Annotated in this window: 19 protein-coding genes and 1 pseudogene; 14 read left to right on the top strand and 6 right to left on the bottom strand. The window is 60.0% G+C overall.

Annotated elements, in window-relative coordinates:
* Positions 1 to 367 precede the first annotated feature (367 nt).
* The 8 genes and pseudogenes from H6B30_RS03900 to H6B30_RS03935 form a co-directional block, all read left to right on the top strand.
* Positions 368 to 3769: a hypothetical protein gene (locus H6B30_RS03900; RefSeq protein WP_205108114.1), complete on the top strand. Its 3402-nt coding sequence runs from the start codon at positions 368 to 370 to the stop codon at positions 3767 to 3769.
* Between the two features lie 450 nt (positions 3770 to 4219).
* Complete coding sequence (locus H6B30_RS03905) at positions 4220 to 4708, top strand: arginine repressor (RefSeq protein WP_205108117.1); 489 nt, start codon at positions 4220 to 4222, stop codon at positions 4706 to 4708.
* A gap of 121 nt (positions 4709 to 4829) precedes the next feature.
* Entirely contained in the window at positions 4830 to 5408 is a 579-nt protein-coding gene (locus H6B30_RS03910) for a GNAT family N-acetyltransferase (RefSeq protein WP_205108119.1), read from the top strand.
* 178 nt (positions 5409 to 5586) lie between these two features.
* Positions 5587 to 6786, top strand: coding sequence for an argininosuccinate synthase (locus H6B30_RS03915; protein ID WP_205108121.1), 1200 nt, complete (start codon positions 5587 to 5589; stop codon positions 6784 to 6786).
* 3 nt (positions 6787 to 6789) lie between these two features.
* A complete protein-coding gene (locus tag H6B30_RS03920; RefSeq protein ID WP_205108123.1) occupies positions 6790 to 6981 on the top strand; it encodes a PspC domain-containing protein in 192 nt (63 codons plus the stop codon).
* A 2-nt stretch (positions 6982 to 6983) separates the two neighbouring features.
* Entirely contained in the window at positions 6984 to 7958 is a 975-nt protein-coding gene (argC, locus tag H6B30_RS03925) for an N-acetyl-gamma-glutamyl-phosphate reductase (RefSeq protein WP_205108125.1), read from the top strand.
* Between the two features lie 113 nt (positions 7959 to 8071).
* Positions 8072 to 9214, top strand: coding sequence for an aspartate aminotransferase family protein (locus H6B30_RS03930; protein WP_205108127.1), 1143 nt, complete (start codon positions 8072 to 8074; stop codon positions 9212 to 9214).
* Between the two features lie 69 nt (positions 9215 to 9283).
* Positions 9284 to 10084: pseudogene (locus H6B30_RS03935) on the top strand (pyrroline-5-carboxylate reductase family protein); the annotation flags it as partial.
* Positions 10085 to 10573: 489 nt separating this feature from the next.
* Here H6B30_RS03935 and H6B30_RS03940 read toward each other — a convergent pair.
* The gene (locus H6B30_RS03940) at positions 10574 to 11047 is read right to left on the bottom strand and encodes a hypothetical protein (RefSeq protein ID WP_205108131.1); all 474 of its coding nucleotides are present in this window, start codon (positions 11045 to 11047) and stop codon (positions 10574 to 10576) included.
* Between the two features lie 339 nt (positions 11048 to 11386).
* Between H6B30_RS03940 and H6B30_RS03945 the strand changes: the two genes are divergently transcribed.
* The 6 genes from H6B30_RS03945 (at position 11387) to H6B30_RS03970 (ending at position 18751) form a co-directional block, all read left to right on the top strand.
* Positions 11387 to 11941 carry a helix-turn-helix domain-containing protein gene (locus tag H6B30_RS03945; protein ID WP_205108133.1) on the top strand — a complete coding sequence of 185 codons (555 nt, stop codon included), beginning with the start codon at positions 11387 to 11389 and terminating at the stop codon, positions 11939 to 11941.
* 126 nt (positions 11942 to 12067) lie between these two features.
* Positions 12068 to 13726, top strand: a complete 1659-nt coding sequence (locus tag H6B30_RS03950) for an AMP-binding protein (RefSeq protein ID WP_205108134.1) — start codon at positions 12068 to 12070, stop codon at positions 13724 to 13726.
* Between the two features lie 54 nt (positions 13727 to 13780).
* Entirely contained in the window at positions 13781 to 14857 is a 1077-nt protein-coding gene (gene proB, locus H6B30_RS03955) for a glutamate 5-kinase (RefSeq protein WP_205108136.1), read from the top strand.
* Between the two features lie 62 nt (positions 14858 to 14919).
* Positions 14920 to 16167 carry a glutamate-5-semialdehyde dehydrogenase gene (locus H6B30_RS03960; RefSeq protein WP_205108138.1) on the top strand — a complete coding sequence of 416 codons (1248 nt, stop codon included), beginning with the start codon at positions 14920 to 14922 and terminating at the stop codon, positions 16165 to 16167.
* Between the two features lie 58 nt (positions 16168 to 16225).
* Positions 16226 to 17188 carry a Rossmann-fold NAD(P)-binding domain-containing protein gene (locus H6B30_RS03965; RefSeq protein ID WP_205108140.1) on the top strand — a complete coding sequence of 321 codons (963 nt, stop codon included), beginning with the start codon at positions 16226 to 16228 and terminating at the stop codon, positions 17186 to 17188.
* A gap of 537 nt (positions 17189 to 17725) precedes the next feature.
* A complete protein-coding gene (locus H6B30_RS03970; protein WP_205108142.1) occupies positions 17726 to 18751 on the top strand; it encodes a threonine aldolase family protein in 1026 nt (341 codons plus the stop codon).
* Here H6B30_RS03970 and H6B30_RS03975 read toward each other — a convergent pair.
* From H6B30_RS03975 to H6B30_RS03995, 5 genes are all read right to left on the bottom strand, one after another.
* Positions 18740 to 19405: a NigD1/NigD2 family lipoprotein gene (locus H6B30_RS03975; protein ID WP_205108144.1), complete on the bottom strand. Its 666-nt coding sequence runs from the start codon at positions 19403 to 19405 to the stop codon at positions 18740 to 18742. The genes H6B30_RS03970 and H6B30_RS03975 overlap by 12 nt on opposite strands.
* A 61-nt stretch (positions 19406 to 19466) precedes the next feature.
* Positions 19467 to 20630, bottom strand: coding sequence for a 1-acyl-sn-glycerol-3-phosphate acyltransferase (locus tag H6B30_RS03980; RefSeq protein ID WP_205108146.1), 1164 nt, complete (start codon positions 20628 to 20630; stop codon positions 19467 to 19469).
* A gap of 54 nt (positions 20631 to 20684) precedes the next feature.
* Positions 20685 to 21701 carry a D-alanine--D-alanine ligase gene (locus tag H6B30_RS03985; protein ID WP_205108148.1) on the bottom strand — a complete coding sequence of 339 codons (1017 nt, stop codon included), beginning with the start codon at positions 21699 to 21701 and terminating at the stop codon, positions 20685 to 20687.
* A gap of 2 nt (positions 21702 to 21703) precedes the next feature.
* Positions 21704 to 22792, bottom strand: a complete 1089-nt coding sequence (locus H6B30_RS03990) for an RluA family pseudouridine synthase (protein ID WP_205108150.1) — start codon at positions 22790 to 22792, stop codon at positions 21704 to 21706.
* On the bottom strand, positions 22789 to 23505 hold the full coding sequence (locus tag H6B30_RS03995) for a PASTA domain-containing protein (RefSeq protein WP_205108152.1): 717 nt from the start codon (positions 23503 to 23505) through the stop codon (positions 22789 to 22791). Before H6B30_RS03995 ends, H6B30_RS03990 begins: the two co-directional genes overlap by 4 nt.
* Positions 23506 to 23674 lie beyond the last annotated feature (169 nt).

The raw sequence follows: 23674 nt of genomic DNA on the forward strand, positions 1-23674 counted from the left end.
CACAGGCAAACCATGATGCAACGAAATGCAAAACGATGACCTTTGTCCTGTATTTTGTCCATAAATACGACAAAATCAATACTCTTATATGTTTAAAAAACATTAAATATATAACACTATGACGTTCATTTTATAAAATAATAAGTAACTTAGAGGCCGGAAGATAACACGTAATGTACATTTTATACAACTAAAACGACAAAAAAGACCAATAACAAGCAGCAAAAGGAGAATGACTATCCCCGTTGCCGTTCGTACCACTGAGACTGGACGAATTGAACGGCCCGCGGCATCGGACAGAAAGACCAAAAACAAGTAAAGGCGCAAACGGACCGCAAGGCGCTACTAAAACAGACGAAATAACATAATGAAGAAAGTTTATTCCTTATTATTGGCAGTCATCGCTCTGTTCTCTGTCAACACAGCAAAAGGACAGGAATACACTGTTGTCAAGTCGTGGGATTTCTCCACACTCGAAAACAAAGAGGGTGTGACCTACTCTGACGAAGTGGTGACAATCAACAAGATTGACTGCAACCTGGGCACAGGAGAGTACGAAGGGCTTGCATGGCAGGGTGCAAACAATTGGTTCGGCTATGACACCGGAGGCTTCGGACTGCGCAACCACAATGGCGGAGCCCGCACGATGGGCATCCTGGGTGTTACCACCGGCCAGAGAGTGGAAATCGTTGCAGGCACAGCCGGCAACCTGAACCTTGAGACTCCTGAGGTGGCAACACTCGCTGGCACCGAAGATGCCACCCCGAGCGGCAACGAGGTGAGCAGGACAAAATACACATTCGACATCATTGCCGACGGCAATCTCGGTGTCAAGCTTGACCGCTACAACAACATCTTCAGCGTGACAATAAGCGAAGCCAACGGCGGCGGCGAGCCCGAAGAGCCGTCATACGCCACCGGCAAGTTGGTATTGGCCGACATTGAAGGCATCACGGCCGGCAGCATTGCCGACGGCACGGTGCTCGACGGCGGCGAGTTCACAGTGACCGTTGACGGCGACGGCGAGTTCCGCACGTACAACAGCAACTGGTATCTCGACATCACCAACGGCACGCTCACGTTCAAGGGCGTCGACGGCAAGCACATCAACAAGATTGTTCTCGACTGCACAGGCACATGGGGCATCGTCAAGGCCGACGTAGGCACACTCGACGGCACGACAAAGACATGGACAGGCGACGCCGAGACAGTGACCTTCACGTTCAGCGTCTTCCAGTCGACATTTACCGGCTTCACCGTTGGCGACTATGTTGAGCCTGCCACCGAGGTGGCAAACATCGGCGCCCTTTCTACAATTGAGAGCGGCGAAAACATCAACCTCGCGCTCAACGGGGCAAAGGTGACATTCGTAAAGGATGACATCGCATTCATCGAAGACGAGACCGGAGCCATCAAGCTCAGCAACATCGGACTCGAACTGACAGCCAACACCGCCCTCACCGGCAACCTCTACGCTACCTACGCACGCGGCAGCATACCCCAGCTCAGCGCCAACGGCCAGACCGCAAGCTCGGAATTCACAGCAGAGCAGACCACCGTCACACCGACCCTGGCCACTGTGCAGGGCCTCAACGGCATGCAATACACCAACCGGCTCATCAAGCTTGTCGGCTCAATGTCTGTAGAGGGCAACTGGCTTTCGTTCGGAGGCACATCCGTTTGGATTGACGACGCATTCGGAGTGCTGCCGGCCGACTACTCATGGCCTGCCAACATAGGCAGCATCCTTGCCATAGGCGGCTCTGACGGAGCAGCCCAGGAGGTTTACCCCGTAAGCGCCGACGACATCGTTGACGCAGCCAACGTACAGCCGGAGGTGGCTGCCAACATTGCAGCACTGAAGGACATGCCAACCGGCATCGACGTTGAGCTGAAGCTCGAGGGCGCCGTGGTTACGGTTGACGAGACCGTCGAGGCAAGCACCGAGGAGCCCGGCGGCGACGAAGAGCCCGGCATAGACCCGTATGCAGAGGGCGAGCGCACCATCATCATTGAGGACGCTACAGGCGCAGTGGCAATCAACGCCAGCGTGGCCGAGGCCCTGGCCGAGACATTCACCGGCAACGGCATCTCGCTCAACGGCTCGCTCATCGCAACGCTCTCTAACAACGACGGCGACATCAGCCTGGGCGCCAACGACAAGACAGCTACGTCGCAGATTACCACAGAGGCCGCCGAGCCGGTTGCCACTGTCATGGGCGTTGCCGAGTCGAAGGCAGCCGAGAACTCACTCAGGCTCATACAGTATGCCGACGTCACCATCACCTACGACGAGGCTACCACCACCTATACCATAGCACAGGGCGAGGAGACAATCACTTTGGTCGACAAGTTCCAGAAGATGGAGTATGCCGACGGCGCAATGGTATTGCCGACAGAGCCTACAACAATCAGCGGAATAGTCTTCCACGACGTAAACACCGACACTTATGAGTTCTGGCCAACCGCCATCGCAAGCGCCGAGCCCGAGACGGTTTACAAGGAAGTGACCGAGACCGAGGTGTTCCTGCCCACTGAAGAAAACGTTGCAGCTGCACAGCAAGAGGGCTGGCTCATCGGAGCTGCCGCACGCGTAGACAACAAGAAGGGCAACATCGACCCGGCAACAGGCGAGACCCTCGAGAGCGCTACGGCATTCCCCGGCGTCGGAGTGAAGAGTGGCAACAGCGAGAAGACGCTTGTTATCTACGTGACCGGCGTAGACGCAGTGACCGGATACGGTGTTACGACAAGCAGCGGCGAGTCACGCTCGCTCGTGATCACAGCCACACCGGCCGACGGTGGCGAGGCTGTCACAGCAACGGCTGAGAGCGCCCCGAACACCACGGCTGTGGCAACGGTAGAGCTCGACAAGTCGAAGAAGTACATGATCGACTTCACCGGCGTCAACACCGACGGCAGTGGCGGCGACGTGGCAGTACACGGCGTCAAGCTGACAGTGGCCAAGGCAGAGCCGCAGGAGTACCGCAAGTGGGACTTCACCACATGGAGCGAGACCACGAAGGAGAACCTCGAGGCTGAAGCCAAGAACTACATCGACGGCCCGGCATCCGAAGGCACAGAGACCGGATGGCGCCGCTACGAGAAAGACGGTGCCGAATGGACAGAGGCAGACGGCCTGAAAGACCCGTACACCATCTACTGGTATGGCAGCTACATCAATGAGCCCACAGAGCTGAAGGCCAACGGCGAGACCATTGCCGAGACCGCAGGCCTGCTCTTCAACAATGTAACCAAGCTGAACAACACCGTTGCCCTGGCCATCGACTACCCGCAGACAAGCATCGGAACCTACGCCGGCGGTTCATACCTCTGGCTCAACGGCACAGACCTGCAGTTCACCATACCTGCAGTACAGCCCGGACAGAAGATCCTGATGGAAATAGAGTCGCACAAGAACACCGGCGACAATGCCCGCGGAGTGCGCTTGAGCGTCGACGGAACAGAGATTGGCGAAGGCATACCTGTGGAGAAGACATCTTACGAGTGGATTGTTCCCGAGACCCTCGGCACCGATCCTGTTGATGTGCTCGTTACTTCTACCAGCGGTTGCCACATCTATCTCATCGAGGTTGGCAATGCCGACTTGATCAGCGTTGGCATCAACGAAGTGAACACAAACGTTGACACAGACAACAACAACGTCTACACCATCAATGGCGTGATGGTTCGCAAGGCAGGCGAGTCGCTCGACGGCCTGGCCAAGGGCCTCTACATCATCGGCGGCAAGAAGGTTGTCATCAAGTAAACAACAGGCTTAAGCCAAACAACAAGGCGGCATCCGGCACTACACCGGGTGCCGCCTTTCTTTTGGAATGGCCTTGACCGGCACGCAGTGGCCGCAGACAGCGCCCCCGAGACCACAGCCGGCAGCCCGCGGCAAGGCCCTCACCACAGCTCCGGCAGCCACCCCATTCACCCCGGCAAAGGCCATGGCGGCATAAGCGAAATCACCCGCCAACGCCACCGACGGCACGCATGGCGCAACATGCCGCAACAGATCAAGGCACAGGGCGCAACATTCCGGCAAGGCAAAGCCGACACCCCGCCACGCGAGCCACACCGCACGGAACAGCAACCAGTTTAACACAACCACATCAAAAAATCAGGGCAAGCTGGAAATTTATGCACATTTTCTTTGGTAGTTCGCATAAATATGTATATCTTTGCAGCCGAACTCGCATAAACATACACACGCATGAAATCAAAGAAAGACAGACTTGAAACGCTGAGACTGATTATCTCAAGCCAAGAGATGGGCAATCAGGAAGAGTTGCTTGCTGCACTGCGAAAGGAAGGATACGTGGTTACGCAAGCCACCCTCAGCCGAGACCTCAAACAACTCAAGGTGGCCAAGGCTGCCACCATGCGAGGCAACTACATCTATGTGCTGCCCAACGTGACAATGTACAAGCGCGTCAGCACCCCGGCACAGGTGAAAGAAATGATGCAGGTGCCCGGATTCCTGTCGATACACTTCTCCGGCAACATGGGCGTAATAAAGACACGGCCGGGTTATGCCAGCAGCATTGCATACAACATCGACGCCAGTCACATAAGCTGCATACTTGGCACCATTGCCGGCGACGACACAATATTCATCGTCGTGGCCGAAGGCACCCAGCAGAAAGACGTTGTCAGCGCCCTGGCAGCCGTGGTGCCGGAGATGGCGAAGGCCGACTACTGACGCCCGGGCGCCAGCCGTCAACAGCACTCGCCGCCGAAACCGCCGCGCCGCGACGGCAGCAGCATAGAACGAGACTACAGAAAAACGACAATAAAACGAAACATCAGTTACACTGACAGACATGGAAGAGATTAAGGTAATGGTGGCCGATGCAAGCCATGAACGCTACGTAGACACAATACTCGACACGATGGCAGCCGCAGCCAAGGTGCGCGGCACAGGCATAGCCAGGCGCACCCATGAGTACATTGCCACAAAGATGAAGGAGGGCAAGGCCGTGATAGCACTCTGCGGAGGCGCCTTCGCCGGTTTCAGCTACATCGAGACATGGGGCAACAAGCAGTACGTCACCACATCCGGCCTCATCGTGGCGCCCGAATACCGCAACCGCGGCGTGGCAAAGCGCATCAAGGACCTGACGTTCTCACTGGCCCGCACCCGCTGGCCCAATGCCAAGATATTCAGCCTGACCAGCGGTTCGGCCGTGATGAAGATGAACACCCACCTGGGCTACCTGCCCGTGACATTCGCCGAGCTCACCGACGACGAGGCGTTCTGGCGCGGATGCGAAGGCTGCGTCAATGTCGACGTGCTCAAGCGCACCGGCCGCCGTTACTGCATCTGCACCGGCATGCTCTACGACCCGGCCGACCACCCGGGCGAAAAGCCCCCCATCGACATTGCGGCAGCCAAGGGGTGAGGCCGACGCCCATGGCGGCCCGTGGCGTCGGAGGCGCCACACCGGGCCACCACACATCCCCGCCCACGGCGCGGCGCGCCCGCATCCGCACGCCAGGCCACTACGCCACAGCCGCCCGGCAGCACAGGGCAGACTAAAACAAACAAAGAAACAACAACCGTAAAAAAACGACAACGACATGGCAAACAAGAAAGTTGTGGTGGCCTTCTCCGGAGGGCTGGACACCTCGTACACAGTAATGAAACTGGCAAAAGACGGTTACGACGTTTACGCCGCATGCGCCAACACTGGCGGGTTCAGCCCCGCGCAGCTCCAGAAAAACGAAGAGAACGCATACAAGCTGGGCGCCAAGCAATACGTAACGCTCGACGTAACGCACGAGTACTACGAGAAATCGCTCAAGTACATGATATTCGGCAACGTGCTGCGCAACAACTGCTACCCCATCTCGGTGAGCTCGGAGCGCATATTCCAGGCCATGGCCATAGCACGCTATGCCAACGAGATAGGCGCCGACGCCATTGCCCACGGCTCGACGGGGGCCGGCAACGACCAGATACGCTTCGACATGACCTTCCTCGTGATGGCCCCGGGGGTAGAGATAATCACGCTCACGCGCGACAAGGCGCTCAGCAGGAAGGAAGAGGTTGACTTCCTCAATGCCAACGGGTTCACCGCCGACTTCGCGAAGCTGAAATACTCGTACAACGTTGGCATCTGGGGAACGAGCATCTGCGGCGGCGAGCTGCTCGACCCGACGCAGGGCCTGCCCGAGGAAGCATACCTGAAGCATGTCGCCAAAGACGGCGAGGAGTTGCTGAAGATAACATTCGAGAAGGGAGAGATAGTGGCCGTCAACGGCGAGGCGTTCGCCGACAAGGTTGCCGCCATACAGAAAATCGAGGAGATTGGCTCTGCCTACGCCATAGGGCGCGACTGCAACGTGGGCGACACCATCATCGGCATCAAGGGCCGCGTGGGCTTTGAGGCCGCCGCCCCCAAGCTCATCATCGAGGCCCACCGCCTGCTGGAGAAGTCGACGCTGAGCAAATGGCAGCAGTATTGGAAAGACCAGGTGGCCAACTGGTACGGCATGTTCCTGCACGAGAGCCAGTATCTCGAGCCCGTGATGCCCGACATAGAGGCCATGCTCACCTCGTCGCAGCGCAATGTCAACGGCACGGCCATACTCAAGCTCAGGCCCATGGGCTTCGAGACGGTGGGTGTCGACTCGGCCGACGACCTCACCAAGTCGAAGCTCGGCGAGTATGGCGAGATGCAGCACGGCTGGACGGCCGACGAGGCAAAGGGGTTCATCAAGGTGCTGAGCACCCCGCTCAGGGTGTACTACGGCATACACAACGACGAAAAGCGCTGAGCCATGTACAGCGGAAAGCGGCTCACGCTCTCTGACGACAGGATGCTCGGCGGTGTATGCGGCGGCCTGGCCGAATACTTCGGCCTCGACCCTACGCTCGTGCGCATAGCCTACGCCCTGCTCACCGCGTTCACAGCCTTCAGCGGCATCATTCTTTACCCGATACTTTACTGGATAATACCAAGCAAGAATTGACGATGGAAAAAGTGAGAATAGGAATCCTCGGGGCGGCCGGATACACCGGCGGCGAACTGATACGCCTGCTCATGGGGCACCCCGGGGCCGAGATAGTGTTTGCCAACAGCGAGAGCAACGCCGGCAACGCCGTGGCCGACGTGCACGAGGGGCTCGTCGGCGACACCGACATGGCCTTCACGGCCGACATGCCATTCGACTCTGTCGACGTGGTGTTCTTTTGCTTCGGCCACGGAAAGAGCGCCGCGTTCATCAACGAACACCCGCTGCCGGCCCACCTCAGGGTAATCGACCTGGCGCAAGACTTCAGGCTGGCCGCCCCGGGCAACGACTTTGTCTACGGGCTGCCCGAAATCAACCGTGACCGCATTGCCGCTGCAAGGCACGTGGCCAACCCCGGATGCTTTGCCACGTGCATACAGCTGGGGCTGCTGCCCGCCGCCAAGATGGGACTGCTGCACGACGACGTGGCCGTGAACGCCATCACGGGCTCCACCGGGGCCGGCCAGAAGCCCGGCGCCACCACCCATTTCTCGTGGCGGGCCGACAACCTGAGCATATACAAGGCCTTCAGCCACCAGCACGTGCCCGAGATAAGGCAGAGCCTGGGCCAGGTGCAGGGCTCGCCGGCGGCAGGCATCGACTTCATCCCCTACAGGGGCAACTTCACGCGAGGCATCTTTGCCACAGCCGTGGTGCGCACCGATGCACCCGCCGACGAGATAACGGCTGCCTACAAAGAGTTTTTCGAGGGCGAGCCGTTCACCCACTACACCGACAGGGCCATAGACATGAAGCAGGTTGTGAACACAAACAAGTGCCTCGTACACTGCGACAAGCATGGCGACAAGCTGCTTGTGACCTCAACGATAGACAACCTGCTGAAAGGCGCCGTGGGCCAAGCCGTGCAGAACATGAACATCATGTTCGGGCTCGACGAGGCCGAGGGCCTGAGGCTAAAGGCCTCGGCCTTCTGACGGGGAGAGCGGCCATGGCAAAGTTCAACACCGACACCTTCGCCAACTCGTTCATCATCGGGGCATTGATAGGCGGGGTGATATACATCGTTTTCAAAGTAATCTGAAGCAAAATGAAACTATTCGACGTTTATCCGTTATTCGACATAAACATTGTCAAGGGCCGGGGCTGCACCGTGTGGGATGACAACGGGCAGGAATACCTCGACCTGTATGGCGGCCATGCCGTGATAAGCATCGGCCACTGCCACCCGCATTACATCGAGATGGTGGGGCGCCAGCTCGACATGCTGGGCTTCTACAGCAACTCGGTAATAAACAGGCTGCAGGCCGAGCTGGCCGAACGGCTGGGCCGCGCCTGCGGGTATGACGACTACCAGCTGTTTCTCATCAACAGCGGGGCTGAGGCAAACGAGAACGCCCTGAAGCTGGCCTCGTTCACAAACGGGCGCACAAGGGTGCTCTCGGCCGAGAAAGCGTTCCACGGGCGCACATCGCTGGCGGTCGAGGTGACCAACAACCCCAAGATAATAGCGCCCATCAACGACTGCGGCCACACCACCTACCTGCCGCTCAACGACCTTGCGGCGTGGGAGGCCGAGCTGGCCAAGGGCGACGTGTGCGCCTGCATCATAGAGTGCATACAGGGCGTTGGCGGCATTCGCCTGGCCACGCCCGAGTTTGCACAGGGCCTGGCCGAGGCATGCAAGCGCCACGGCGCGGTGCTGATATGCGACGAGATACAATGCGGCTACGGGCGCAGCGGGCGCTTCTTTGCCCACCAGTGGCTCGGCATACGCCCCGACCTCATCACAGTGGCCAAGGGCATCGGCAACGGGTTCCCCATGGGCGCCGTGCTCATATCGCCCGAGTTCAAGCCTGTCTACGGGCAGCTCGGCACCACCTTCGGGGGCAACCACCTGGCCTGCACGGCCGCCCTGGCCGTGCTCGACGTGATGGAGGAAGAGCGGCTGGTCGACAACGCACGCGAAACGGGCAGCTACCTGATGGGGCAGCTCAAGGCCCTGCAGGCCTCGTGCAGCCACATCACCGACGTGCGCGGCCGCGGCCTGATGGTTGGCATCGAGCTCGACATGCCATACAAAGACGTGCGCAACAGGCTCGTCTACGAAGAGCATGTGTTCACGGGATGCTCGGGCACCAACACCCTGCGCCTGTTGCCGCCGCTGTGCTTTACCAAGGCAATGGCCGACGAGTTTGTGGCAAGGCTCAAAAAATGCCTCGACGCACAATGACGGCATTCGCCGGCGGGCCGCACCGCGGCAAGTCCGGCATGGCACAAAACGAGTAACAAGAGAAAAAACAAATACATCGAAATGAAAATAGCAATCATAGGGGCCGGGGCCATGGGCGGCTCGCTGGCCAAAGGCCTGCTGAAAAGCGGCAGGTGGCAGGCAGGAAACATCACCGTGGCCAACCGCACGGAGGCCGCGCTAAGGCCCTTTGCCGACCTTGGAGCGCATACCACCACAGACAACGTGGCGGCTGCCACAGGGGCCGACGTGGTGTTTGTGGTAGTCAAGCCATGGGTGGTAGAGGGCGTGCTCGCCGAAATAAAAGGCTCGCTCGACATTTCGGCACAAACCGTGGTGGTGATAGCGGCCGGGGTGGGCTCGGCCGACATGGCCCGATGGCTGGCCGACAGCGGGGGGCGCACGCCGGCCCTGATGCTGGCCATGCCCAACATCGCCGTGGCCGAGCTGTGCTCAATGACGTTTGTCGTGCCGGTAAAGGCCACCCGCCAACAAACCGAGAGCGTATGCGCCGTGCTCGACAGCGTGGGCCGCACGCTGATAACCGAAGAGCGGCTGCTGCCCGCAGCCACCACACTGGCATCGTGCGGCATAGCCTATGCCATGCGCTACGTGCGCGCCGCCACCGAGGGTGGCGTCGAACTGGGCTTCAAGGCCCAGGCCGCACGCGACATTGTACTGCAGACGGTGCGCGGGGCCGTCGAACTGCTGCAGGCGTCGGGCGACCACCCCGAGGCGGCCATCGACACGGTGACCACCCCCGGCGGCGTCACCATACGCGGGCTCAACGAGATGGAGCACGCCGGATTCTCAAGCGCAGTCATACGTGGGCTGAAGGCCGGCTTGCAATAAGGCTGCCTATGCGGCATGGCACGGCAGCAACATGCCAGGCAGAAAGGCAATCCCTCCGGCCGGAATGCATTCCGGCCGGAGGGATTGCCATATATCCATGTGCCGTCTGGCCGCCACCACATGCGGCGCCGTCGGCCGTTGTCACCGACGGCATCCGACCGCGGCACAAGCCAACCCGCACAGCAAGGCCAACCATCTGGCAATCAGCGCCTTGCGCCCCGGGCAGCAAAACGGCCCATATGACCATGCAAAACCTACTGTTTTGCAAGCCCGAACGGCCTGTATTGGCGAACCGAACGGCCCGTTTGCCAACGGAGGGCAAACAGCCGTGGCAGCCACCGCGGCAAAGGCGGGCGGAAGACAGCGCAGCTACATGGCGTAACTATTCGTGCCTCCGGCGGCCATACTGGCATCCACAGCCACGGCCCGCCGCAAAGATTGACCTTCGGCCATCCGCAGCCCACGGGCAGGCGGGGCCGCAGACGGCGCTCAACCGCGCTTGGCGCCCTGGCCGGCAAGCCGGGCGTTGTGCGGCTGGCCGAACGGCATGCGCAAGCCGGGGGCAGCGCGCCTCTCGTTGAAAAGCTGCTTCAGCTGTCGCGCATTGAGCATGCCCTTGAACTTCTTGTAGTAGCTTTTCTTCACGTCAATCACCTTTTGCTGTGCGTCAAGCTCACGCTCTATGCCCTCAAGTATCTCCTTGTCGGTCTGGGCTGAACCCTTGGCTGTGCCTGTGCGGCCCGACTTGCGGGCCTCGGCGAGCTCGCCCAAATACTTCTGGTATAGGGGCACGAACTCGGCACGGGCCCCGTCGCCCAGCATAAGCCTGTCGGCCACTGCCTCGGCCCTGCGCTGGGCCACCTGCTCCTTTGTCGGCTTCGCGTCCTTGTTGCCGTTGCCTTGCGCGACAGACGGCATCGCTGCCATGCACACCATGGCCAGCGCTATCAGAATTTTCTTCATGACTGTAGTCTCCTTTACCTTTAGTTAAGTTATACCATTACTGTAATGCACTGCCAGGCCACGCCAGCCGAACGCCCTGCACCGCCGGTACCATCACGCAGCATGCGCCCCGGGCCGCGTTTTCCTGTATGCTTTTTAGACTCGCCGGCCGGCGGCCTGTTTAACCGCGCCGGCCGTTTTTTATGATATTTTCAACAATGGCGGGCCAAGTCTTGCACACAAAAAGACGGCGTGTGCAATGATTTTCAGATAATTAATACAACGAACCATAAAATGGAACGAACGTTTCAATATGTCGGATATTATTGTTATTTTTGCACGAATTAAAACAAAATCTACATGGACGAAGCAATCAAACAAATCGGGCAACGCCTTAAAGGACTCCGCGAGGTGCTCGACATACCGGCAGAAGAGGTGGCCGAACTGTGTGGCATCACCCTCGACCACTACCTGAAGATAGAAGCCGGCGAGGCCGACCCGTCGGTTTACCGCCTCTCGCGCATAGCCAAGCGCTACGGCATATCGCTCGACGTGCTGCTGTTTGGCGAAGAACCGCGCATGAGCGCCTACTTCCTGACACGCAAAGGCCAGGGGCTGAGCGTCGAAAGGCGCAAGGAGTACAAGTACCAGAGCCTGGCCAGCGGGTTCCGCGGGCGCAAGGTAGACCCGTTTCTCACCCAGGTCGACCCGCTGCCGGGCGACCGCAAGTACAGCAAGAACTCTCACGACGGACAGGAGTTCAACTATATTGTGGAGGGACGGATGGAGATTACCATCGGCGACAAGGTGATGGAGCTCGGCGAGGGCGACAGCATCTACTTCGATGCCACACAGCCCCACTGCATGAGGGCGCTCGACGGCAAGCCCGTCAGGTTTCTCGTCGTGGTGATATGACGGGCACGGCCTGACGCAGCCACACTCTCCACAACAAACTAAACGCTACGCAGCCGGGCGCAGGCCAAACGGCCGACCCGGCCGACGGACAGACAAATACACCAAGCAACAAGCAAAGAAGAAGAGATGATAGAAAGATTTCTAAAGCAGACTTCATTCGTTTCTCAGGATGACTACAAGAAAAACCTGGAGTTCATCGTGCCCGACAACTTCAATTTCGCATACGACGTGATGGACGCATGGGCCGAAGAACGCCCCGACAAGGTGGCACTGATATGGACAAACGACGAGGGCGACTGCCGCAAGTCGACCTTCGGCGACCTCAAGGAAGAGACCGACCGCACGGCAGCCTACTTCCAGCAGCTCGGCATAGGGCACGGCGACATGGTGATGCTAATACTAAAGCGCCGCTATGAGTTCTGGCTCTCCATGCTGGCCCTGCACAAGATAGGGGCCGTGGCCATACCCGCCACGCACATGCTTACCAAGCACGACATCGTATACCGCAACACCCGCGCCGGCATAAAGGCCATCGTGTGCGTGGGCGAAGACTACGTGCTCGAGCAGGTAAGCCAGGCCATGCCCGAAAGCCCCTCGGTACAGGTGCTCGTGAGCGTTGGGCCGAAGGTGCCCGAAGGCTTCCACGACTGGCACAGCGAGTGGGCCGTGGCACCGGCTTTCGTGCGCCCGGCACACGTGAACACCAACGACGACACCATGCTGATGTACTTCACCAGCGGCACGAGCGGCGAGCCCAAGATGGTGGCCCACGACTTTCTCTACGCCCTGGGGCACCTCACAACCGGCGTTTTCTGGCACAACCTGGCAGAAGACAGCATACACCTGACCGTGGCCGACACCGGATGGGGCAAGGCCGTGTGGGGAAAGCTCTACGGACAGTGGTTCGCCGGCGCGGCAGTATTCGTGTTCGACCACGAGAAGTTCACCGCCGACAAGATACTGCGACAGATAGAGAAGCACCGCATCACGTCGTTCTGCGCCCCTCCAACGGTCTACAGGTTCATGATACACGAAGACTTCTCGAAGTACGACCTGTCGTCGTTGCGCTACTGCTGCACGGCAGGCGAAGCGCTCAACCCGGCCGTATTCGACAAGTTCGAGAAGCTTACGGGCATACGGCTCATGGAGGGTTTCGGCCAGACGGAGACCACCATGACACTGGGCACCATGCCCTGGACAACGCCGAAGCCCGGCTCGATGGGCCTGCCCAACCCGCAGTATGACATCGACCTGGTGAAGCCCGACGGCACACCATGCGAAGACGGCGAGAAAGGCGAGATAGTGATACGCACCGACAAGGGCAAGCCCATAGGGCTGTTCAAGGAATACTACCGCGACGAAGAGCTGACCCGGCGCGTTTGGCACGACGGTGTCTACCACACAGGCGACGAGGCTTGGCGCGACGAAGACGGCTACTACTGGTTTGTGGGGCGCATCGACGACGTGATCAAGAGCAGCGGATACCGCATCGGCCCGTTCGAGGTTGAAAGCGCACTGATGACCCATCCGGCCGTGCTTGAGTGCGCAATAACGGGCGTTCCCGACGAGATAAGGGGCATGGTGGTCAAGGCCACCGTCGTGCTGAGCAAGGCATGGCGCGACAAGGCGGGCGACGAGCTGGTCAAAGAGCTGCAGAACCACGTCAAGCACGAGACGGCCCCATACAAGTATCCGCGCGTCATCGAGTTCGTCGACGAGCTGCCCAAGACCATCAGCGGCAAGATACGCCGAGTGGAGATAAGAGAGAAAGACAAGAAGAAATAACCGGCCCGTGCCGCCACAGGCACAGGCCAACGACACAAAAAGACCAACGACAACGTGCGCTTAGTAATAAAGGTGGGCAGCAACGTGCTGACCCGCGACAACGGCAAGCTCGACATCACCCGCATGTCGGCCCTTGTCGACCAGGTGGCGGCACTCAGGGCCGGCGGCCACGAGGTGATTCTCGTGTCAAGCGGGGCCGTGGCCTGCGGCCGCAGTGAGCTCAAGGTGGGCCACAAGCTCGGCAGCGTTGAGCAGCGCCAGCTGTTCTCCGCCCTCGGGCAAGCCAAGCTCATCAACCTCTACTACGACCTTTTCCGCGAATACCGCATACCCGTCGGCCAGGTGCTGACGATGAAAGAGAGCTTCGCAACAAGGCGCGAGTACCTCAACCAACGCTCGTGCATGACGGTGATGATAGCCAACGGGGTGATACCTATAGTCAACGAGAACGACACAATAAGCGTCACCGAGCTGATGTTCACCGACAACGACGAGCTGTCGGGGCTCATCGCGGCCATGATGGACGCCGACGCGCTCGTCATATTGAGCAACATCGACGGCATCTACGACGGAGAGCCGGGCGCGCCCGGGGCCCGGGTGATAAGGCGGGTTGAGCCAGGCAGTGACCTCAGCACATACATACGGCAGGAAAAGAGCGGCTTCGGGCGCGGCGGTATGCTCACCAAATGCCACATTGCAAGGAAGGTGGCAGAAGAAGGCATCAGGGTAATCATTGCCAACGGCAAGCGCGACAACATACTTACCGACCTGCTGTCGAACCCCGAAGGCACCCTGCACACGGAGTTTACGCCCAACGCCGAGCCTGCATCAAACATGAAAAAGTGGCTCGCCCACAGCGCGAGCTTCGCCAAGGGCCTGGTGCACATCAACGACAAGGCGGCCAAGGTGCTACGCGGCGACCGCGCCGTGAGCCTGTTGCTGGTGGGCGTCACCGCCATCGAAGGCGAGTTTGAGGAGGGCGACATCGTGACCATCGCCGACGGCGAAGGCCGGCGCATGGGCGTGGGCCGCAGCGCCTACGGCAGCAACGACGCACGGAGGCTCATAGGAAAGCACGACGTGAAACCGCTCGTGCACTACGACTACCTGTGCCTTGACCCGCAAGAGTGACACGCCGGAAGCCAACCGCGCCTGCCGGCATCACAATACACTGACACGAAAAAGCAAAGACTATGACTCTTACAGACACATTCAAAAGCGTGAGAAGGGCTGCCGGCACACTTGCCGACATGACCGACGATGAACGCAACGCGGTGTTGGCCGACGTGGCCGACGCCATCGTGGCCGGCAAAGAGCGGCTGCTCGCGGCCAACGAGGCCGACCTGGCCCGCATGGACAAGGCCAACCCGCTCTACGACAGGCTCCGGCTGACGGCCGAAAGGCTCGACGCCATTGCCGCCGACATGCGCAACGTGGCACTGCTGCCGTCGCCGCTGAGCCGCACGAGCCACGACCGCACACTGCCCAACGGGCTGCACATAAGGCGCGTCAGCGTGCCTTTCGGCGTCATCGGCATTGTATACGAGGCACGGCCCAACGTTACTTTCGACGTGTTCGCGCTATGCTTCAAGAGCGGAAGCGCCTGCATACTGAAAGGGGGGAAGGATGCCGACAGCTCAAACCGCGAAGGCGTGGCACTGATACACGAGGCACTGCAACGCCACGGGGTCGACACGGCCGCCGTGCAGCTGCTGCCCTCGACCCACGAAGCCACAGCCGAGATGCTCGGGGCCACCGGCTACATAGACCTGTGCATACCCCGAGGCGGGCGCAAGCTGATTGACTTTGTGCGCAACACGGCACGCATACCGGTGATAGAGACCGGGGCCGGGGTGGTGAACACTTACTTCGACGCCTCGGGAGACCTCGATATGGGGCGGCGGATAGTGTGCAACGCCAAGACCAGGCGCGTCAGCGTGTGCAACGCCCTCGACTGCCTTATCGTCCACTCGGCGCGCACTGCCGACCTGCCGCAGCTGTGCGAGCCGCTGGCCGGAAAGGGGGTGACGCTCTACGCCGACGAGCGCGCCTACGCGGCGCTAAGCGGGCGCTATCCCGACAGACTGCTCTGCCACGCCACCACAGAGAGCTTCGGCACGGAGTTCATGGACTACAAGATGGCCATACGCACGGTCGACTCTGCCGACGAGGCCCTGCAGCACATAGCGACCTACGGCTCGGGCCACAGCGAGTGCATCATAACCGAAAGCGAAGCCGTGGCCGAGAGATTCAGGCGCAAGGCCGACGCGGCATGCGTATACGTCAACGCCCCAACAAGCTTCACCGACGGGGCACAGTTCGGGCTGGGCGCCGAGATTGGCATAAGCACCCAAAAGCTGGGCCCGAGAGGCCCCATGGGACTGGAAGAAATCACCACCTACAAGTGGTTGATTGACGGACAGGGGCAGACAAGGCCGTAGGACGGGCCGCAGGCAAGCCACAGTAAACAACAGGAAACAACATTTAAACAGACAAGACATGAGAACATTCATCAACGTAGAAGACATCGGCGACCTTGGAAAGGCACTCGCCGAGGCACGCGAGATAAAGGACGACCGTTTCAAATTCCAGGCCCTTGGGAAGAACAAGACGCTCATGATGATTTTCTTCAACAACAGCCTGCGCACAAGGCTGAGCACGCAGAAGGCCGCAATGAACCTTGGCATGAACGTGATAGTGCTCGATGTCAACGCCGGGGCATGGAAACTGGAGACCGAGCGGGGCGTTATCATGGACGGCGACAAGAGCGAGCACCTGCTCGAAGCCATACCGGTGATGGGCTGCTACTGCGACATGATTGGCGTGCGTAGCTTCGCCGGGCTGCAAGACCGCGACTACGACTATGCCGAGACGGTGCTCAACCAGTTCATAAAATACAGCGGCAGGCCCGTGTTTGCCATGGAGACGGCCACCGTACACCCACTGCAGGCGTTTGCCGACCTCATTACCATCGAGGAACACAAGACGAAGAAGCGCCCCAAGGTGGTGCTGTCGTGGGCCCCGCATTGCAGGGCGCTGCCCCAGGCTGTGCCCAACTCGTTTGCGCAATGGATGAATGCGGCCGACGTAGACTTCGTGATAACCCACCCCGAAGGCTATGAGCTCGACCCGAAATTCACCGGCAGCGCGCGCATAGAGTACAACCAGATGAAGGCTCTCGAGGGCGCCGACTTCGTTTACGCCAAAAACTGGAGTTGCCCCGGGGTGACCAACCCTGCCGACTACGGCAAGATACTGAGCCGCGACATGGGCTGGACCATCGACGCGGCGCACATGGCCGTAACCGACCACGGCAAGTTCATGCACTGCCTGCCGGTAAGGCGCGGCCTGATAGTAACCGACGACGTCATCGAAAGCCCCGACTCGCTGGTAATACCCGAGGCCGCCAACCGTGAGATTTCGGCCTCGGTGGTCATCAAGCGGATGCTCGAGAGCCTCTGACGCCACAGCAACCCAATACGAGTGCCCCGCATACCGCCGCCACGGCGTATGCGGGGCACTTGCGCTCAAGCAAGGCCCGGGGGCGATGCTTCGCCACGCCTCATGGCCGATACGGCCTGTTTTGCAATGCGAAACGTGCCGTATTGACTGTCCAAACGGCACGTTTTAAGAGCCCGAACGGCCCATTTTGCAAACTGCTGCAAACCAGACCGTTAGCCTATCCATGCCCCGACCACACGCCAACAGGGCCGACGCCAACGGCAACCGCCGTCGGCGGACTGTTGGAAAACGCAGGCAAGGGCACCGGGCATCCGCCATGCTGCGAGCCGCGGCAAACGAAAAAATCATGGATTTTGCTTTGAACTTTCTCGCAGTTGAAGTATCTTTGCATAAGATAAGCGGCACCCGGAAGATTCAGAGCAAGCTCACTTGCCGCTCTCTTGCTGCATCACTGCAACGCCAAACCGGCAATGGCGGCACCGGCGGAGCGCCCGCCGCCACGACAGGGCCGCCAAAGGCCCACTTAACACACAGCTTATGATTTCATTTGAAAACGATTATAACAACGGGGCACACCCAAAGGTGTTGCAACGACTGGTTGAGACAAACGAGGAGCGGACACTGCCCTACGGGGCCGACCAATTCTGCGAAAGCGCAAAGGCCAAGATAATGGCAGCCTGCGACGACGAAGACGCCGTGATATTCTTCCTGACCGGGGGCACACAGACCAACGCCACCGTCATCGACTCTTTGCTCAGCCAATACGAGGGAGTGGTAGCCGCAGACAGCGGCCACATCAATGTGCATGAGGCAGGAGCCATAGAGTTCACCGGGCACAAGGTGATAACATTGCCCGGCCACGGGGGAAAGATGAGGGCGGAAGACCTGGACAAATACCTCGAAGGCTTCAACAACGACGAAAACAACGCCCATTCGGTGTTCCCGGGCCTTGTCTACATCACCCTCCCAACGGAATTGGGAACCATCTACAGCGCTGCCGAGCTCGACGCGATATACCGCATTTGCCGCCGAAACAACATACCGCTGTATGTCGACGGGGCGCGCCTTGGCTACGGCCTGGCCGCCGACGGCAACGACATCACGCTGCCCTACCTTGCCCGCCACTGCGATGCGTTCTACATCGGGGGCACCAAGGCAGGGGCACTATGCGGCGAAGCCGTGGTGTTCACGCACGGAAACGCCCCGCGCAACTTCTTCACCATACAGAAGCAACACGGGGCGCTCATGGCCAAGGGACGCCTGCTGGGCGCACAATTCGACGCCCTGTTCACCGACGGGCTTTATTTCGACATCTCGCGCCATGCCATAGACATGGCCAAGAGAATGCGCATGATGTTTGAAAAGAAAGGTTACCGCTTCTGGATCGACTCGCCCACCAACCAGCAGTTTGTGATAATAGGCAACGACGACGTTGAGCGCCTGTCGCGCGACGTGCTGTTCACCCATTGGGGAAAGGCCGACGAAAGCCACACCGTCTGCCGCTTCGTGACGAGCTGGGCCACTACCGAGGCCGAGCTCGAACAGCTGCAGTCACTGCTCTGACAGTCGGAAGCAGCGCACCGACGTGCCATCGTAGGTCTCGACGGCCAGCTCCACCGAGTCGGCACGCAACGAGGCGCAGCCTATGCTGACGTAAGTCTTCGACGAATAGTACTGCGGCACGCCTCCCTGGTCGTGATAAAAGCGCAGGTAAGCGGTGCGGCCCCCGGCCTGGGACACACCGACGGAGTCGCACACAAGGCCCACGGTGTGCCTTGCCCCCTGCGGTCCGCCCTCGCCTACCTTTACGTAAAGCCCGATGTTGAGATACTTTCCCGACGGGCTGAGCCACACGCTCTCAAGGTCGACGGGGTCGGTGCGCACCGTGCCAAAAGCCGACGGAGGGTTTGGCCGCAGCACCGGCACCTGCACAATGCTCCTTGCCCGCACCTCTGTGCCGTCGGCATGGTCGTAATACAGTATGGCCCTGTATAGCGTGTCGGCCTTGTCGGCCCAGTCGGCGCTCAGCGGCTGCTGCATTACGAGCGAGTCGCCGCCGTCGGTGACGGCATAGTCTACGGCAGAGGCTTGCGACGTATGCGCCTCGACAAAGTCGGCAGTGAGCAGCGAGTATTCGCCGTCGCCACTGTCGTAGCTGTCCACCTGGCAAGCAGCGAGCACGGTTGCCAGCAAAAAGAGAATAGACTTCTTAATCATAATAATGTGGAAACATTGCGGCGGCGCCTTGCCTTTGGAGCGAGGTGCCGCCGCTGATGGTTCAAACTGTAGCTGCTAATGCCGCCCTGTTGTTGCGCACGGGGTTGGCATACATCCTTAGAATGCACTCGCGCAAGAACGGCTCGTCCTTGCCTTCAAGCTCAATCCTGGCCAGCTGCCCGCCCACGTAATCTTCAAACACACGGCGCTCGGCCTCGGTGAAATGCTCGCCGTAGCCCTCGCCGGGCCACAATGTGTCGGCAGCCACATAGTTGCCGGCATACAGCCTGTAGTTGCAGTGAATGGCACGGTCTATGTGCCTGGCCACAGTGTCGAACAGCTCGCCCTTAGGCATGGCCGGGTCGAGCGTGTCGAGGAACGCGTCGATGCACGTCGAGCAGTGGTAGTGTATGCGCCCCTTGCGGCCCATGATGCCCGTCTGCATGCTCATCACGTCGTCGGCCTTGGTCTTCTTCCACCCCGGCACGTCGCGCCTGAGCTGGAACTCCATGGCCTTGAGATAGTCGCACGGGTCGTATTCATACGAAATGGCCAGCGGCACGATATGCAGCTGCCGCAGCCTGTCGATGGCAGAGCCGTCGCCCCCCATGGCCATCATCTTGAGCACAGACGGTTGTGTGCGGTCGTCGCTGTCCTTGGCCCGGCCCTCGCGCTGCGCAATCCAGATGTTGTCGTGCTTGCGGGCAATCACGTAGTGCATGTAGTCGGCCATGCGCTTGCTGCTGGCAAGCATCTCCCTGAGCCCGGCACTGCGCTCTACGATGAACGACTTGTTAAGCCTCACGAGGTCTTTTATCCACGGAGCGGCCAGCAGGTTGTCGCCTATTGCAATCTCGCAAGTGGTCCCGAAGCCAGCGTCAATCAAGAGCATGTCGAGCAACGCCGAGTCGAGCACGATGTCGCGGTGGTTGCTCACGAAGGTGTAGCGGCTGGCCCTGTCGACAGCCGAGCAGTCCATGTCGCACCCGTCGCTGGCAGTCTTGACAAGCCTCTTGAGGAAACCATAGCAGAACTTCACCTGGAAGTCGAGGCACGACTTGCACTTCCTCACTTCCCCGGCCAGCGCCTCGAAGGGCACTCCCGGCACGGCTGCGGCCAGCACAGCCCTGAACTGCCCGTCGGCCAGCAGCCTGTCGTACGCTTCAGGCAGCTCTTCGGGCTCAAACGGCCTTATGGCGTCATAGCGCCTCAACTCATCATCCATGGCAGAATAAAGTGTTTGGGCCGGCCTCCGGTGGGCAGCCGGCGCGTTGTTGTCTTAATTAAACTGGTTCTCGACAATCTCCGTGAGCACTTCGGTCATGGTCATGCCGGCGGCACGCACCTGCTGCGGTATGAAGCTCGTGGCGGTCATGCCCGGCGTGGTGTTTATTTCAAGCATGTATATCTTGTCTACCTCTTTGCCGTCCTTGCCCGGCCCGCGGCCTATGATGTAGTCTATGCGGATGATGCCGTTGCAGTGCAGTATGTCGTAGATGTGGCTTGTGAGCTCCCTCACTCGGCGCGTGGTGTCCTCGCTGAGGCGCGCCGGGGTTATCTCCTGCACCTGCCCGTTGTACTTGGCGTCGTAGTCGAAGAACTCGTTCTTCGTCACCACCTCGGTAGCGGGCAGCACCACCGACCGCTCACGCGTCTTGTAGCATCCCACCGAAATCTCCGTGCCGTTGATGCAGGCCTCGACCATCACCTCCGGGCTCTCGAGCATGGCCTTGCGTATGGCCGGTGCCAGCTGGTCCTTGTTCTTCACCTTGGATATGCCGAAGCTGCTTCCGTCGGCTGCCGGCTTCACGAAACAGGGCATGCCGATGCGTGCCTCCACCTCGTCGTCGCTCACAAGCTCCTCGTAGCCGCTGCGTATGAGCAGGCTGTCGGCCACGAGCACGCCGTAGCCGCGCAGATACTGGTTGAGCACGAACTTGTCGAAGGTCATCGCCTCGACAAGAACGCCGCTCGTGGAGTAAGGTATTCCAATCAGGTCGAAGTATCCCTGGAGCACTCCGTTCTCTCCCGGCGTGCCGTGAATGGTTATGTATGCATAATCGAAGAGCACGGCTTTACCGTCTTTCACAAACGAGAAGTCATTGCGGTCGATGGAGGCCGTGGTGCCGTCGCCGAGGTCGACGTGCCAGTCGAGGCCCTTCACGTCTACTATATATACATTGTATCGTTCCTTGTCGAAGAATGAGTAAAGCCCTTGCGCGGAGCGCATGGACACATCGTGTTCCGACGAATCGCCGCCGCAAACGATGGCGATGTTTCTCTTTATTTGTTTCATCGTTATATTGTTGTTATGTCATTGTTAGCGTTCATATACCTGCGCCACCTGTCAACAAGCTGCTCCATGTCGGCGGGCAGCTCCGAGGTGAAGTCCATCTGCCGCCCTGTGCGTGGGTGGACGAAGCCCAGCGTGCGCGCGTGCAGCGCCTGGCGCGGGCACAGCTTGAAGCCGTTGGCCACAAACTGGCGGTAGCTGCCCGTGCGCTCGCCGCGCAGAATCTCGGTGCCCCCATACCGTTCGTCGCCGAATAGCGGGTGGCCCTCATGCCTCATGTGCGCCCTTATCTGGTGCGTGCGCCCTGTCTCGAGGATGCACTCCACGAGAGTGACGTAGCCGAAGCGCTCCATCACGCGCCAGTGGGTGACGGCGGCCTTGCCCACTTCGGAGCCCGGGGGGAACACGGCCATGCGCAGCCTGTCCTTGGGGTCGCGCCCGATGTTGCCCTCTATGGTGCCTGTGTCGGCGGTGAAGTTGCCCCACACGAGGGCGTTGTAGCTCCGGTGGGTGGTCTTGTTGTAGAACTGTGCGCCGAGCGATGTCTTTGCCTCGGGCGTCTTGGCCACCACCAGCAGTCCGCTGGTGTCTTTGTCGATGCGGTGTACGAGCCCCACCTGCGGGTCGTTGGGGTCGTATGAGTCGAGCCCGCGCAGATGCCAGGCCACGGCATTGACGAGCGTGCCGCTGAAATTGCCGCACCCGGGGTGCACCACCAGGCCCGCCGGCTTGTTTATCACCATGAGGTCGTCGTCTTCATACACCACGTCGAGCGGAATGTCCTCCGGCTCTATGGTGGTGTCGTAGTGCGGGCGGTCGAGCATCAGCGTCACCACCTCGCCCGGCCTGACCTTGTAGCTGCTCTTCACCGGGCGCCCGCCAACGTGGACGAAGCCCGCGTCGGCGGCTTTCTGTATGCGGTTGCGGCTTGAGTGCTGCAGTTTCTCGAAGAGGAACTTGTCGACCCTCACCGGCGCCTGCCCGCGATCCACCTCTACGCGGAAGTGCTCGTAGAGCTGCCCCTGCTCCGCCCCGGCGTCGCCATCGGGCTCCTGTCCCGGCTCAAGGTAGTCTATCTCGTCGTCGAATGTCATTGCGCTCCCTCCTTCCCTGCCTCCGCCTGGGTGGCGATGCCGCCCTGGGCCTGCGTCTCGCCGGCCTGTTCGCCCACCACCTCAAAGTCGTCTTCGCCGCCGTAGGTCACTGTCACCTCGGCCGGGTCTACATAATTTATGTCCATCAGGCTGTCGTCATACGTGCCGCTTCCCACCATAAGCGTCAGCGGCACGTCGATGGGCACGCGGTCGCCCATGCCTACCCGCCGTCCGCGGGCCTTTATCCCGTACACCCAGTCCTTTTCGCCTGTCACCTCTTCGGGCGGCGTCAGGCGGAAGCCCATGGCCTTAAGCCGGGCCTCGGCCTCGCGCACACTGCTGTTGTCGGCTATGTCGGGTATCGTCAGCGTGGGCGTCGACTCCGAGTTGACCGTAAGGTAAACCATGCGGCCCGATTTCACGCGCGCGCCCCCCATGGGCGTCTGCAGCAGCACGCAGTCGGCGGGCATGCGCTTGTTGTAGCCGGTGTCGGCCACGGCCACCCTCAGTCCGTTGCTCTCTATCAGCGCCCGGGCCTCGTTGAAGCCCATGCCCCTGACGTTGGGCACAGGTATCTCCTCGCCGTGGTGGGTGTAGACGTCGAGGCCGTACTTCACTCCAAAGCACAGCGCCGCCACCACCACAGCCATGGCCAATAGGTTGCCCCAGAGCCGCCTGTCGAGGAACTTGCCGAAAAACTCTTTTGACTTCATTGCTTGATATCTGTGTCATTGCCGTGACTTCACTTGCCGTTGGCCCGCACCTCACGGCCTGTGCTGCCGGCCATCAACCCGCATGAGCCTTGCCGGCGGGCCACCGGGGCCGTTGCCCCCGCCGCCTCCGTCGCTCACGGCTTGCATCATGCAAAGATAATGCTTTTGG

Origin of the sequence: Marseilla massiliensis, assembly GCF_016899955.1 — a bacterium.
GTDB classification, from domain to species: domain Bacteria; phylum Bacteroidota; class Bacteroidia; order Bacteroidales; family Bacteroidaceae; genus Prevotella; species Prevotella intestinigallinarum.